The following is a 13,713-nucleotide window of genomic DNA, read 5'->3' on the forward strand; positions in this document are numbered from 1 at the left end:
ACATCGCTGTTCTTCAAGGCTTCGAGGCGATGGCGCGCAGCAAATCCAGCTCCCGCTGGCTCAAGGAACATTTCAGCGACCCGTACGTGAAGCGCGCGCAGGCCGAGGGTTGGCGCTCGCGCGCGGTGTTCAAGCTCGAGGAGCTGATCGAGCGCGATCGCCTGCTCAAGCCCGGCATGGTGATCGTCGATCTCGGCGCGGCGCCCGGCGGCTGGTCGCAGGTTGCGCGCGAGCGGCTCGGCGACAAGGGCCGCGTGATCGCACTGGATATCCTGCCGATGCAGGGCATCGGCGGGGTCGAGTTCATCTTGGGCGACTTCCGTGAGGACGCGGTGCTTGAGCAATTGAAACAGGCGCTGGGCGGCGCCATGGTTGATCTTGTGCTTTCGGACATGGCCCCCAATTTCAGCGGCATGACCGCCGTCGACCAGCCGCGTTCGATGCATCTGGTGGAATTGGCCGAGGAATTCGCGGCGGCGCATCTGCGCACCGGCGGCGCATTCCTGACCAAAGTGTTCCAGGGCGAAGGTTTTGACGATTTCGTAAGGCGCTTGCGTGCAGGCTATGAGCGCGTCAGCATCCGTAAACCGAAGGCCTCGCGGCCGCGCAGCCCTGAAGTCTATGCGCTGGCCACCGGCAAGCGCGCAGGAGATAAATGAGCGTGTTCGACGTCAACTGGATCACCGTTTTTGCATTCCGTGAGAAGTCCGCACATGGATGTGCGGGCTCTTGCGAGGGACTCGCATCGTGAACGACATGGCCAAGAATCTGCTGCTCTGGGTGATCATCGCGGTCGTCCTGCTGACCGTGTTCCAGAGCTTCAATCCGCGTACGGCGGCACCGTCCGACGTGCCGTATTCGGATTTCACGCAGCAGATCGGCAACGGCGGTATCGCCTCGGTCGTGCTCAGCGCCGAGGTGCCGTCGAAGGCGACCGCGAAGCTCAAGGACGGCAACTCGGTTTCGACCACGGTGCCGATCGACGGCAACCCGCAGTTGCTGGAACTGCTCGCCAAGGCCAACGTCGAGGTCCGTCAGACGCCCCAGGACAACGTGATGCCGTTGTGGCGCATCCTGCTCGACTGGGTGCCGATCCTGATCTTCATCGGCCTGCTGATCTACTTCATGCGCCAGATGCAGGCCGGCGCCGGCGGGCGCGGCGCGATGTCGTTCGGGCGTTCGCGCGCCAAGTTGCAGGGCGAGGACCAGGTCAAGATCACGTTCGCCGATGTCGCCGGCTGCGACGAGGCGAAGGAAGAAGTGTCCGAACTCGTCGAGTTCCTGCGCGATCCGTCCAAGTTCACCAAGCTCGGCGGCAAGATCCCGCGCGGCGTGCTGATGGTCGGCTCGCCCGGCACCGGCAAGACGCTGCTTGCGAAGGCGATCGCGGGTGAGGCCAAGGTGCCGTTCTTCTCGATCTCCGGCTCCGATTTCGTCGAGATGTTCGTCGGCGTCGGCGCCGCGCGCGTGCGCGACATGTTCGAGCAGGCCAAGAAACACGCGCCGTGCATTATCTTCATCGACGAAATCGACGCGGTCGGCCGCCATCGCGGTGCCGGCCTCGGTGGCGGTCATGACGAACGCGAGCAGACGCTGAACCAGTTGCTGGTCGAGATGGATGGCTTCGAGGGCAGCGAGGGCGTGATCGTGATCGCCGCGACGAACCGCCCGGACGTCCTCGATCCTGCGCTGCTGCGCCCGGGTCGTTTCGATCGCCAGGTCGTTGTGCCACTGCCGGACGTGAAGGGCCGCGAGCAGATCCTGAAGGTGCATATGCGCAAGGTGCCGGTCTCGAACGACGTCGAGCCGCTGACGATCGCGCGCGGCACGCCGGGCTTCTCCGGCGCCGACCTCGCCAATCTCGTCAATGAGGCTGCGCTGTTCGCCGCACGCGGCAATTCGCGCGAGGTCAGCATGCAGGACTTCGAGCGCGCCAAGGACAAGATCATGATGGGCGCCGAGCGACGCTCGATGATCATGAGCGATGACGAGAAGAAGCTGACCGCCTATCACGAGGCGGGTCACGCGATCGTCGGCCTGTCCGTGCCCGAGCACGATCCGGTGCACAAGGTCACGATCATTCCGCGCGGCCGGGCGCTCGGCGTGACGATGTTCCTGCCGGAAGCTGACCGCTACAGTTATTCCAAGAGTTCGCTGGAAAGCCGCCTCGCCAGCCTGTACGGCGGCCGCGTCGCCGAGGAACTGATCTTCGGCGAGGACAAGGTCACCACCGGCGCTTCGAACGACATCCAGCGAGCGACCCAGCTCGCACGCGATATGGTCACGAAATACGGTCTTTCGGAAGAGCTCGGCCCGATGACTTACGCCGACGAGGAAGATGAAGTGTTCCTCGGTCGCTCGGTGACCCAGCACAAGCACGTCTCCGAGGAGACTGCACGCAAGATCGACGCGGTCGTGCGTGGCGTGATCGATCGCGCCTACGAACGCGCGCGCGGCATCCTGACCACGAACATGCCCAAGCTCGAGGCGATGGCTGCCGCGCTGCTGCAGTACGAGACCATCGACCGCGAGCAGATCGCCGCGATCATGGCCGGCCAGGTCCCCAACCCGCCGAAGGACTGGACCAGCGATTCGAAACCGGGGTCCGGCTCGGGCGGCAGCAAGCCGCGCGGCGAGAGCCCGATCGGCGGGCCAGCGGTGCAGCCGCGCGTGCGCATCGATTGACCTTCGATATGCTGGACATGATTCCGGAATGCCGTTCGCCCTGAGGTATCGAAGGGCGAGCCTCACAAGGGTCGCCATTGGGCGGCCCTTTTCGTTAGGGGGTCCGCATGTTCGCGAAAACGATCGACTGCCATGGCCGCGAACTCGTGCTCGATCGCGCACGCATCTGCGGCATCGTCAATGTCACCGCTGATTCGTTCTCCGATGGCGGCGAATTTCTGGATCCGCAACGCGCGATCGAGCACGGACTGAGACTCGTCGAGGAAGGTGCGGATCTGCTCGACATCGGCGGCGAATCGACGCGGCCGGGTGCGGGCGAAGTCAGCGCCGCGGACGAAATCGCGAGAATCGTGCCGGTCATCGAGGCGTTGGCGAAACGGACGTCGGTGCCGATTTCGGTCGACACGTCGAAACCCGAGGTCATGCGTGCGGCGGTCGCGGCCGGCGCGGGGCTGATCAATGACGTGTACGCATTGCGTCGCGATGGCGCGCTTGATGCGGCCGCTGCACTCGGCGTGCCGGTCTGCCTGATGCACATGCAGGGCGAGCCGCGCACGATGCAGGACGCACCGCACTACGACGACGTCGTTGGCGACGTGCACCGTTTCCTTGCCGAGCGCCTGTTCGCCTGCCAGATGGCCGGCATCGACAAGAAGAAGATCCTGATCGACCCCGGCTTCGGTTTCGGCAAGACGCTGGAGCACAACCTTGCCCTGTTGCGCGAGCTCGGTCGCTTCCCGGAACTGGCGCCGGTGATGGCCGGGCTGTCGCGCAAGTCGATGATCGGCGCGCTGACCGGCCACCAGAATCCCGCCGAACGCGCCGCTGGTTCCGCAGCCGCTGCGTTGATTGCGGTGCAGAACGGTGCCGTGATCGTGCGCGTGCATGATGTCGCGATCACGCGCGATGCGTTGGCCGTATGGCATGCAGTAGCCGATTCCGCACCCGCGAAACGCGTTGCGCCTGCGAAAAAGACGTCGCTCTGGGACGACGATTAGCGCAGCACGCGCACCTGCAGCTGCGCGTAGGCGCCGCTGGCGGCGAGCGCAGTGATCGTCTGGTCGCCGGGTTCGGCGAACGCGTGCTCGAACGACTGCGCACCGCGTGTCTCGCCTTCGAGCTTGCCATTCACCAGCCAGAGCACGTCGCCGCCGGCGCCAAGCGCGCGCAGGCGCAACGTGGCGGGCTTATCGCTGTTCGGCGCGCGCGCGATCGCGGCGCGGTCGGCGATGCCGTCGATGCGGATCGGCTGGCTCGCATCGAGTCCGTCAGACGCGCAGCCTCTCGCGAGCGGCGGCAGGCTGGCGCGGTGGCGCAGATCGCGTGACAGCCACGGATAGGCGAGGGCTGGCCAGCGCGCGATCTCCACTTCCGTGATTCGCGCGGCCGTGCAGGTGGCGCCGAGACGCGCACCCGTGTCCGCATCGGTGCGCAAGTGCACGAGGCCGGCACTCCAGCTCGTCGCGTCGCGTTCGGGCAGTGTCGGCGGGATTACACCGTTGAGTACCCAGGCGGTGCGCTTCTGGTGGCAAAGCTCCGCATGCGTGGGATCGAACGCGAGGCCGAGCGGCCAGCAGACATCGGTCTGCGTAACGCCGGCCGGCGGCGGTTCCGGCGCCGCCGAGAGCGCGTTGCGCGGCAAGCTGTCCACGACCTGGAACATCAGCGGCAGCGCGGTGACTGCACCGTACTGGCCCGGCAGCGGTGTGCCGTCCGGGCGGCCGATCCAGACCGCAACCGTGTAGCGCCGCGTCGCTCCGACCGCCCAGGCATCGCGGAAGCCATAGCTGGTGCCAGTCTTCCACGCGACTCTCGGACGGGAGCCCGGATCGAACGTGCCGGGTGAGTAGCCCGGGCGTGGGTTCGCCTCGAGGATGTCGCGCACGATCCACGCCGCGCCGTCGGAGAGCACGCGGCGTTCAGTCATCGTGTCGTCTTGCGCATAGCGCACGCGTCCGCCCACGCCGGCACGGTTCAGCGCGGTGTAGGCGCCGACCAGGTCCTCCATGCGCACGCCGGCGCCGCCGAGGATCACCGACAGGTTCGGTTGCACGCCACGCGGCAGGCGCAGATCGAGTCCGGCGTTGGCCAGGCGCGCGGCGAAGCGCGTGGGGCCGACACGGTCGAGCAGGTCGACGGCGGGTACGTTCAACGAAAGCCGCAGCGCTTCCGCTGCTCCGATGGGGCCGTTGTAGGCGAGGTCGAAGTTGCCGGGCCGATAGCTGCCGAACGACTGCGGCGCGTCGATCAGCAAGCTCTCCGAATCGATCAGGCCATCGTCGAGCGCGAGCCCGTACAGGAACGGCTTCAGCGTTGATCCGGGCGAGCGCCACGCGCGCACCATGTCGACGTGTCCGAGGCGCTGTTCGTCGCCGAATGCGGCCGAGCCGACGTAGGCGCGCGCTTCCAATGTCGCGTTATCTACGACCATCAGGGCCGCCGACGTGCGGTCAGGCAGGCGCGCAAGATAATCCGTCACCCGCGCTTCGAGCGCGCGTTGCAGTTCGGCATCGATCGTCGTCGCGATGCGGTGCGCTTCAGGCTGCTCCGCATGCAGGCGCTCGGCCAGCAGAGCGGCGGACAGAGGGGGTTGCAAGGCGCGCGCGGCGACCGATTCGATCTCGGCATCGCGCACTTCGCCGCGCGTCCACACGCCGAGCTGGGCCATGCGATCGAGCACCTTGTCACGCGCCCCACGTGCCGCTTCGGCGTTGCGGTCGGGCCGCAGCCGGCTCGGCATCTGCGGCAGCACCGTGAGCAGCGCCGCCTCGGCGCGCGACAGGCGCGATGCCGGTTTCCCCAGATAGGCCCACGATGCGGCTTCTACGCCCTCGATGGTGCCTCCAAATGGCGCGCGATCCAGATACACGGTCAGGATTTCGCGCTTGGACAGGTGCGCCTCGAGCTGCAGCGCACGCAGGATCTGGCGCAGCTTGCCGGCTGCGCTGTGCGGCGTGCCGTCGAGGATGCGCGCGACCTGCATCGTCAACGTCGAACCGCCGGAAACGAGTCGGCGATGCACGACCCACTGCGCGGCCGCGCGCGCGAGTGCGAACGGGTTGACGCCGGGATGGCGCCAGAACCAGCGGTCCTCGTAGGTCAGCAGCGCCTGGATGTACAGCGGCGAGACATCCTGCAGCTGGATCGGATAGCGCCAGACCCCGTCGCTGTCGGGAAACGCGCGCAGCGGCGTGCCGTCGCGCGCGAGCACCACGGTGCTGCCACCGCTTGCGTCGGGCAAGGGCAACGGGAACAGGCGGTCGAGCAGGATCACGCCCGCTATCAGCAGTAGCGCAGCGAGTGCGAAGCGCTTCGTCAGGCGGCGCAGGCGCGGCGTCATTTCGACAAACCTGCGCCGTTGCGCGAAACCCATCCCCACCCAAACCCTCCCCTTGAAGGGGAGGGTTTCAAAGCGAAGTCGTCGCTGTGCGTTTGCATGGCCGGGGCCGTTGCCTGCTCTAGCCCTCCCCTTCAAGGGGAGGGCTTCAAAGCGCGGCTTCGGTGCTACGGCTCGACGACCTTGACCGACGCCGGCACGCTCTTGCCGATGCCGCGCACCTCGGGCTTGTACATGTCCTCGACCAGCGGCGGCGGCACCTGGAACGTGCCGGGCGATACTGCGCGGACCAGGTAGAACACGTGTGCGGTCTGGCCCTTGTCGAGCTTCAGCGCGGCGACGTAGCGGTCGTCGCGGAACTCCTCGTGGCGGACCTCCGCGGCTTGCGCGCGATCGGTGATCGTGATGCCGTCGACGACGACGTCGGCCCACTGCTTGGCGTCGGTCAGGTTGAAGTTCTCGATTTCCAGGCCGCCGGGCAGCAGGTCGACCAGCAGCGCGTCCGGCATAGCCTCGCGTGCTTCCAGTTTCAGTCCGACGATCAGGCTGTCGCCTTCCTTCAGCGCCGCCGGCTCCCAGGGTTTACCGTCCAGCGTGTAGAACTGGCGCTGGACCGCAACATAGTGGTCGTCGACGGGCGGGGCAGTCTTCGGCACGCCGGCGATATCGGTGCTGACGTACAGCGGCAGATCGCCCTGTGGGGTGAAGCGCACGCCGGAGGCGAGCTCGCTCGCGCCGAACTCACGGCTCCAGAGGCGATCCGGGCTGATCGGATTCGACGCGGCGCCGATCGCAAGCGTGCCCGAGACGACGGTGTCGCCGTCCTTGATCAGCGTCTTGCCGAGGCGCGCGATCGCGATCTGCTCCTGCGTGCTGAGATACATCCAGCGCCAGCCGTACTTGCGCTGGCGATCGTCGGCCTGGTGTTCTTCGTTGGTCAGCGACCTCGCGATGTCGAACACGCGGCCGTCGTATTCGGGCTTGGACAGACCATAGCGGTGCGTCAGCGCGATCATCAGCGCGGTGTCGCGCAGGTTCGAGCCGTAGTCGCCCAGGTACCACGGGCGCTCGACCTTTTTCGCGAACGCCTCGGCAATGGCTTTCTCCGCCCGCGGCTGATCACCCATGAGTTTCAATGCAATGCCCAGATGCACAAGAGGCAACGCGGTGACAGACTTCGTGCGATCGTTGTCGTAGAGCGCGCGCAGCGTGCCGAGCGGAGCGCGGTTGACGCGCGCGAGCACGTAGCCGGAGTACGCCTCGTCCGCAAAGCGCAGGTGGTCGCTGTGCTCGTAGTTGTAATACGGATGACCGCCGGAGAGCAGGTCGTCGTTGAGCCGCTTCAGCGCCTTCTGCAAAAGATCATCCGGCACCGTGAAGCCTTCGTCGCGCGCGTCCTCGAGAAATTCGACGACGTACGGTGTGATGATCTCGCTGACGTAGCTGTCGCCGCCCCACATCGAAAAATGCCCGGACGGGATCTGCATCGAGGCGATGCGCCCGATCGCGCCGTCGACCCTGGCCTTGCGCTGATCCGGCGGCAGGCCATCCACGTGCAGGTTCTCGGCGGTCTTCTCGTCCAGCAACAGCGAGCCAAAGCCCTTGCTCGTGGTCTGCTCGATGCAGCCGTACGGATACTTCAGCAGATCCTTCAGTGCACTGGCGAACGGCAGCGGCGGCAGGCTGGAAACGGTCAGCCGCGCATTGACCGAGTCGGCGAGCAGGCCATCGATCGTGTCGGCGCCGAGTGTGACCGGCTCCAGCTTGTCGAGGGTGCGCGGCGTCGAGCGCAGTACGCTCGGCCACGCCGCGCGCACGGTCATCTCGAAATGACGGTCGATCTTGATGTCGCCACTCGAGGCAGTGACATTGATCTTGCCGACGCCATAGCCATCGAGTGCTCCAAGAGGGAAGTTCAAGGTGGTCTTCGCGTTGTCGGCGAGCTTGACCTTGCGCTCGCCTTTCTCGATTGACAGCGGTTTGTTCGCGGCGACCTTCACGGTGAACTCGTGCTCGGCGCCCGAGAAATTCTGCAGATCGAGCGTGAGCGCGGACTTGTCGCCCGGCGCCAATACCCGCGGCGTGGAGATTTCCGCGACCAGGGGCGCGCGCACGATGGTTTCCGCATCGGTGCCGCCGTACTGGTTCTCGCCGAACACGAGCGCGGTCACGCGCACGCTGCCGTTGAAGTCCGGCATCTTCAGCGCGACCTTGGCCTCGCCCTTGGCATCGAGCGCGACGACGCCGGAGAACAGGTCCACCGTCAGCACCTTAGCAGTCGGACGGCGCGCCTGCGGCAACGCGGCCAGTGCCATGTCGCCGCCGTAGCGGAGCTTCGCGGTGTTGCCGTCGAAGCTCTCGATGACGCGGCCGTAGAGATCGTAGGCGTCGATGCCGAGCGCGCGCTGGGCGAAGAACCAGGCGTTTGCGTCGGGGCGCGCGAAGCGCGTGATGTTGAGGATGCCGACGTCGACCGCGGACACCGTGACGTAGGCCTTCTTGCCGGCGAGCGCGGGTGCCTTGACGGTGACCGGCAGATCCGTTTCCGGCTTCATCTGCTTCGGCGCGTCGATCTGCACGTCGATCTTGCGTCCGCTGCGGTCGATCGGCACGAACGCCTCGCCGACCGCGCGCGCCGGTGTGGTCTTCTCGACCGCGGAGCCGCCGCGGAACACCAGAGCGGTCACGTAGACGTCATGGCGTTCCCAGTCCTGGGTGACCGGGATCTCGAACGTCGCGCCGGGCTTGGCGTCGATGTTCCTCGTGTAAAGCAGGTGGTCGGATTCGACCAGCAGCAGGCCCTGGCCCGCCTGCGGCGGGGTGACCGTGACCTTTAGCGTGTCGCCGGCGCGATAGGTCGGCTTATCGAGCGCGAGCTTGACCTTGTCCGGGCGCGCTTCCTTGCCGCGGTTGTCGTCGTTCCAGCTCCAGCCGGCGTAGAACGGCAGGCGCGTGATCAGGCCGGTGACCGGATCGAGAACCTCGACGCGGTAGTTGCCCCATTCGACCGGCACGTCGAACTTCAGCACCTTGCCGGCTTCGACGTCGAGTTCGCGCGACTCCGCATTTTCGTAGCGCTGGTTGTAGTCGAAGTGCCAGCCGCTCTCGTTGTCGAAGACCCAGCGATAGTCGCGGGATTCGCGCACCAGGGTGAGCTTGAGATGCTGGCCGGCGAGCAGGTCGCCGGCCGCGTTGCTGCGGATCACCTCGAAGCCGGCGCGCGCGCGCGCATCGGAGCCGTCCTTGAGGTCGAACAGCGGACGGATGCCGACCAGCGCATCGGCCGGCCATACCGTGCGTTTCAGGGTGCGCGTGACCGTGCGGCCGCCCGTTTCGTAGACGCTGCCGGAGAGCATCGCCGCGATCGGCGCGGCCGGTCTCTCCGTGCCGAGAATGGGAATGTCCTGTTCGAGCTTGCCGTGCTCGTCGAGCTTGTCGTCGATGACGTCTTTCGCTTCCTTTGGCAGCTCGATGGTCGGATCGCCGAAGAAGAAGTCCTTGTGCGCGTCGACCGGGTGCTGGTCGGCAGCCAGGGTCAGGCGCGCGGTGAAGCGGTTGCCGGAGGCGGGCGCGCCGTACAAATAGTCGCCTTCGACGGCGAGTTTCAGCGACTCGCCGGGTTTGAGCACGGCTTGTGCCGTCGAAAGATTCAGCTTCAGGCGTTCCGGCAGGAACTCCTCGATGCGGAAGGTCAGGCCCTGGGTCGCTTCCTTCGATTTCGGATCGGTACGGAATTCGACCTGCCAGCGCCCGGTCGGCGCGTCGACCGGAATCTCGCGCGACCACTCGAAATAATTGAGGTCCTTCGGATCGAGCTGCGCCTCGGCATACGGGCGGCCATCCGGCTGCTTCAGCGTCAGGAACAGCGGCTGCGGCTTGATCGCGTTGCCGTCATGGTCGCGCAGCAGTGCGGAAAGGCGAATCGTCTCGCCGGGGCGGTACAGATCGCGATCCGACCAGCCGAACACGTCGAACCAGGCCTGTTTGCGGCCGGCGACAGCGAAATCGGAAAGATCCAGTGCAGGCTGGTTGAACGGCAGCAGCGAGACGTCCTTGCCGCTCTTCGCGACCAGCACCTGGTCGGCCTTGAGTTCATAGGCAAGCTGCGCGTTGCCGCTGGCATCGGTCGCGCCGGTGACGACGGCTTCGCCTTTCGCGTCGAGCACCGAAAGCTCGACGCTGCCCAGCGGCTCGCCATTCCTGAGCGACGCCGCGTGCACGAACAGCGCGTTCTTGTAGGCGCGCGTATGCAGGCCGATGTCGCTGACGAAGAAGAAGCTGGTCTCGTATTCCTCGCTGAAGGTGCCGGCGCGCTTCATGACTGCAAAGTACAGGCCCGGCTGTGCCAGTTCGCCGATGTTCTGGATCGGCAGATAGTTCAGCGTGCGCTCGTTCTCCTTGCCGGCGAGCACGAAGCGGTTCGAGTAGACCGAATCGGCGATGTCGGCAACCGGCCGGCCCTTGCGTCCGTACCAGCCGCCGCGCGGATCCAGTTCCCAGCCGCTGCGTTTGCCGTTCTTCTGGTACGCGGCGAAGAAATTCGCGACCTCCTTGTCGTGCACGCGCAGGAATTCGACATCGACCTCCTTGACGTTGACCGAGACGACCGGCAGGCCACGCGTCTCGCGCGCCGGCAGCACGCTGCCCTGCGAGGCAAAACCGGCCGCGGGCTGCATCGGGCCGGTATAGACCTCCCGGCCGATCTCGCTGCCCAGCGTCTTGCCGTCGGCGGCGGCGAGCTCGCCCTTGATGCGCAGCGTGTAGTTTGCATCGGCCTGCACATACGGAAAGCGCAGTGTCTTGCCGTCGGGGTCGAGCGCCCAGCTGCCCTGGACCGCCGCGCCCTTGGCATCGGTCACCGCGATCAGCGTGTCGAACGCCTGCGTGCCGACCAGCGGCTGCGTGAACTCCAGCGCGATCGCGAGCTGGCCCTGGTATTGCTCGGGATGAGCGGAACCGAGTGCAAAGCCCTGCGGCTTTTCCGTTTTCGCCGCCTCGGCGGTGACCGGCTTCTTGCCCTGCATGTCCGGCACGCCTTCGTGCGGGCGGTTGCAGGCGACGACGAGCAGTGAAACGATAATGAGCAGAATCGTACCGACGTGCCGCAGGCGGGACACGGGTGAACGCAGATCCATTGTGAACTCCCCCGGTGGATGGCGGCGGCAGTATAGCCGCGCGATTGTGGCGGCCCGCGGGCGGCGCGGGGCGCTTTGCTTGCTCTCGTGGGCGTGCGCAGCAACTTTTGCCCGCCTTGCGCGCACAAACCTGAGAGGCCATTCATTCGGCAGCCAAGTGGGCCGCTGCAGGATGGACGTACGGCACGGTCGCCGAACGAGGTGACGCCATGAGGATTCGCCATGTATTCAGTGCGCCGGACCTGCCGACCGTGGAGCGTGCGATCGCCGCTGCACGCGAGGTCGGTGTCGCGGATGAGGACATCTCGCTGATCGCGCGTTCCGACATCGAGGTGAAGTCGGTCCCGATGGAACGGCTGGAGGTCTCCACCGACATGTTGCCGGCAGCCTTGCGTGGCGCCGGCGCGGGTGCAGTCGTCGGGTGTGTTGCCGGCATCGTGGCGGTGGCGGTGCCCGCCATCGGCATCACGATCGCGGGCGCCGGCTTGCTTGCGTTGATCGGCGCGGCGGTCGGCGGCTGGTCGTCGGCGCTCGCCGGTGCCGGCTATCCGAATCCGGTCCGGCGCATGTTCGAGGCGGAGATCGAGGACGGCCGGATCCTGGTGATCATCGACGATGCGCGCATACGTGCAAGCGCGGTCGCCGACGCGCTGACGCGGGCGGGGGCGATGCAGTTGCCGTTCGAGGAGTCCGGGCTGCTGGTCTGACGTGGCCGTTTTCGCGCCACGGCAATTCGCGCGAACGCGAGTCACTCTTTCTTGCAGAGCTCGTGTTCGCAGGCGCAGACCGGTTCCTGGCGCGGCGGCCCACTGGTCGCTGCGTGCTTGCAATAGTCGCTGCAATACGCGTCATGTGATCGCGCCACGCAATTGCAGGGTGCATTCGCGCATTTCCTTTGCTCATTCTCGCTGCTGCTGCCCATAGGTGAGACTCCTTGCTTCGCCAGCGATTTCCACGCCGGTTTCGCTGCTGTGCCTTTCAGCCCGCCGACATCTTGCCTGCCGGCAAAGGAACCTTTCGCCACGCGGCGGGACCGGCCCGCGAGGACTCCGCTACCTTGAGCCGCACGGATTGAATCGGCAGTGAATGCTTCGGGCGCCTTCAACCCGCGTCGGTCTTCAGCCAGTCGATTCGGGCCGCGCCATAACGGCTCTGCGCAAGCAAATCCGCCAGTGCCGGCAGCCACGTTCCGAGTTCACGGTCGAACTGCCAGGGCGGATTCACGATCGCCAGGCCGCAGCCGTTCAGCCGCAGCATCGAGTTGTCCGGATGCAGCAGCAATTCCGCGACGAGCACGTCGGCAGGGCGTTCGTGCGATGCCAGCCAGCGGTGGAACGGCGCGATCGGGTCACGCAATTTGATCGGATACCAAATTGCGTGAATCGCGTTCGGCCAGCGCTCGAATGCGTTTTCCAGCGCATTCTGGATCTGCGTGTACTCGCTGGCCTGCGCCTCGAACGGCGGGTCGATCAGGACCAGGCCGCGTTTCTGCGCCGGGGGCAGCAGCGCCCTCAGTGATGCGTAGCCGTCGCGGCGGTGGATCGCGAAGCGCGGATCGCCGTGCAACGCGGCGCGCAACGCGGCCGCTTCCTCCTCGTGCAGCTCGCAGACGATCGCGCGATCCTGCTCACGCATCAGCCGGCCCGCGATCAGCGGCGAGCCCGGATAGCTTGCGAGCGTGCCGTTGTCGCCTGCATCGAACGAGCGGACGAGGTCGACATACGCCTGCAGCGGTGCCGGCAGCTGCGTAGCGGCCAGCAGGCGCTGCACGCCGTCGAGATGTTCATGGGTGCGCTGGGCTGCGTCGCCGCGCAGGTCGTAGAGGCCGCGGCCGGCGTGGGTGTCGACGTAGCAGAACGGTGTCGGCTTCGCTTTCAGCGCGCCCAGCAGGCCGATCAGGATGGCATGCTTGAAGACATCGGCGAAGTTGCCGGCGTGGAACGCATGGCGGTAGTTCATGGAGCCTCGATAGTGGGCGCGCGTATTCATGGCGCGCCGATACGGATCGAACGATGCGCGATCCGGACGGTCGTATTGGCCCGCAGCGGCTGTGCGCGTACCATTCTCGGTCGTGACGCCTTCCTTCGCCAGCTCCCGTTTCCGCCTGAGTCGTCTCGCGCACCTGCGCGTGCTGCGTCTGCTCGCGTTCGCGCTGGCGATGTCGATGTTCGTGAATGGCATCGCTGCCTCAGCGATTCCGTTCGTATCGGCCGGCGTGAATGTCGGCGACATGCACCACGCCGCGGCCAGCACGCACTGCGCACATCCGGATCAGATGACGCCACGATCCGCGCATGCCGATCGGCATGCCGGCGATTGCCCATGCTGCTTGGGCAAGGTCTGTGCCTGTGGCTTCGTCTGCGCGGGCTGGATCGCATCGCCGATGGCGTCCGTGATGGTCCTGCCGCGCACTGCGGCACCCGTCGCCAATGCGACGGACGTGTATGCGATGGTTACGTCACGGTTGCTGCGGCCTCCGATCGCCTGAATTTCCCCCTGGATCCATCCTGATCCTCGCATGCGGGCGCAAGTCCGCACGCTTGATCGATCCCGATG

8 protein-coding genes are annotated in these 13,713 nt (G+C 66.3%); 5 read left to right on the forward strand and 3 right to left on the reverse strand.

The features are described 5' to 3' along the window. Positions 1-29 precede the first annotated feature (29 nt). The 3 genes from rlmE to folP all read left to right on the forward strand — a co-directional run bounded on the left by rlmE (position 30) and on the right by folP (position 3,683). Positions 30-659: a 23S rRNA (uridine(2552)-2'-O)-methyltransferase RlmE gene (gene rlmE / locus ABD002_RS10130; protein ID WP_343790424.1), complete on the forward strand. Its 630-nt coding sequence runs from the start codon at positions 30-32 to the stop codon at positions 657-659. Positions 660-747: 88 nt separating this feature from the next. Next, positions 748-2,685: an ATP-dependent zinc metalloprotease FtsH gene (gene ftsH / locus ABD002_RS10135; RefSeq protein ID WP_343790427.1), complete on the forward strand. Its 1,938-nt coding sequence runs from the start codon at positions 748-750 to the stop codon at positions 2,683-2,685. A gap of 107 nt (positions 2,686-2,792) precedes the next feature. Beyond that, a complete protein-coding gene (gene folP, locus ABD002_RS10140; protein ID WP_343790430.1) occupies positions 2,793-3,683 on the forward strand; it encodes a dihydropteroate synthase in 891 nt (296 codons plus the stop codon). Here the strand turns inward: folP and pbpC are convergent. Both pbpC and ABD002_RS10150 read right to left on the reverse strand, forming a co-directional pair. Then, complete coding sequence (pbpC, locus tag ABD002_RS10145; RefSeq protein WP_343790433.1) at positions 3,680-6,025, reverse strand: penicillin-binding protein 1C; 2,346 nt, start codon at positions 6,023-6,025, stop codon at positions 3,680-3,682. The genes folP and pbpC overlap by 4 nt on opposite strands. A 164-nt stretch (positions 6,026-6,189) precedes the next feature. Beyond that, complete coding sequence (locus ABD002_RS10150; protein ID WP_343790436.1) at positions 6,190-11,157, reverse strand: alpha-2-macroglobulin family protein; 4,968 nt, start codon at positions 11,155-11,157, stop codon at positions 6,190-6,192. A gap of 209 nt (positions 11,158-11,366) precedes the next feature. Between ABD002_RS10150 and ABD002_RS10155 the strand changes: the two genes are divergently transcribed. Further along, positions 11,367-11,864 carry a hypothetical protein gene (locus tag ABD002_RS10155; RefSeq protein WP_343790439.1) on the forward strand — a complete coding sequence of 166 codons (498 nt, stop codon included), beginning with the start codon at positions 11,367-11,369 and terminating at the stop codon, positions 11,862-11,864. A gap of 394 nt (positions 11,865-12,258) precedes the next feature. Here ABD002_RS10155 and ABD002_RS10160 read toward each other — a convergent pair whose 3' ends face one another. Next, entirely contained in the window at positions 12,259-13,116 is an 858-nt protein-coding gene (locus ABD002_RS10160) for a 23S rRNA (adenine(2030)-N(6))-methyltransferase RlmJ (RefSeq protein WP_379989186.1), read from the reverse strand. Between the two features lie 112 nt (positions 13,117-13,228). On the opposite strand from ABD002_RS10160, the gene ABD002_RS10165 reads away from it, so the two are divergent. Beyond that, a complete protein-coding gene (locus ABD002_RS10165) occupies positions 13,229-13,645 on the forward strand; it encodes a hypothetical protein (protein ID WP_343790445.1) in 417 nt (138 codons plus the stop codon). Positions 13,646-13,713: the final 68 nt, after the last annotated feature.

This window comes from Dokdonella soli, from assembly GCF_039523175.1.
In the GTDB taxonomy this organism is placed as follows: Bacteria; Pseudomonadota; Gammaproteobacteria; order Xanthomonadales; family Rhodanobacteraceae; genus Dokdonella_A; species Dokdonella_A soli.

What these genes read in the sequence shown, in the direction of transcription:
- ABD002_RS10155 (WP_343790439.1), top strand. Translation starts at nt 11,367, where the DNA reads ATGAGGATTCGCCATGTATTCAGTGCGCCGGACCTGCCGACCGTGGAG.
- folP (WP_343790430.1), top strand. Translation starts at nt 2,793, where the DNA reads ATGTTCGCGAAAACGATCGACTGCCATGGCCGCGAACTCGTGCTCGAT.
- ABD002_RS10150 (WP_343790436.1), bottom strand. Translation starts at nt 11,157, where the DNA reads ATGGATCTGCGTTCACCCGTGTCCCGCCTGCGGCACGTCGGTACGATT.
- ABD002_RS10160 (WP_379989186.1), bottom strand. Translation starts at nt 13,116, where the DNA reads ATGAACTACCGCCATGCGTTCCACGCCGGCAACTTCGCCGATGTCTTC.
- pbpC (WP_343790433.1), bottom strand. Translation starts at nt 6,025, where the DNA reads ATGACGCCGCGCCTGCGCCGCCTGACGAAGCGCTTCGCACTCGCTGCG.
- rlmE (WP_343790424.1), top strand. Translation starts at nt 30, where the DNA reads ATGGCGCGCAGCAAATCCAGCTCCCGCTGGCTCAAGGAACATTTCAGC.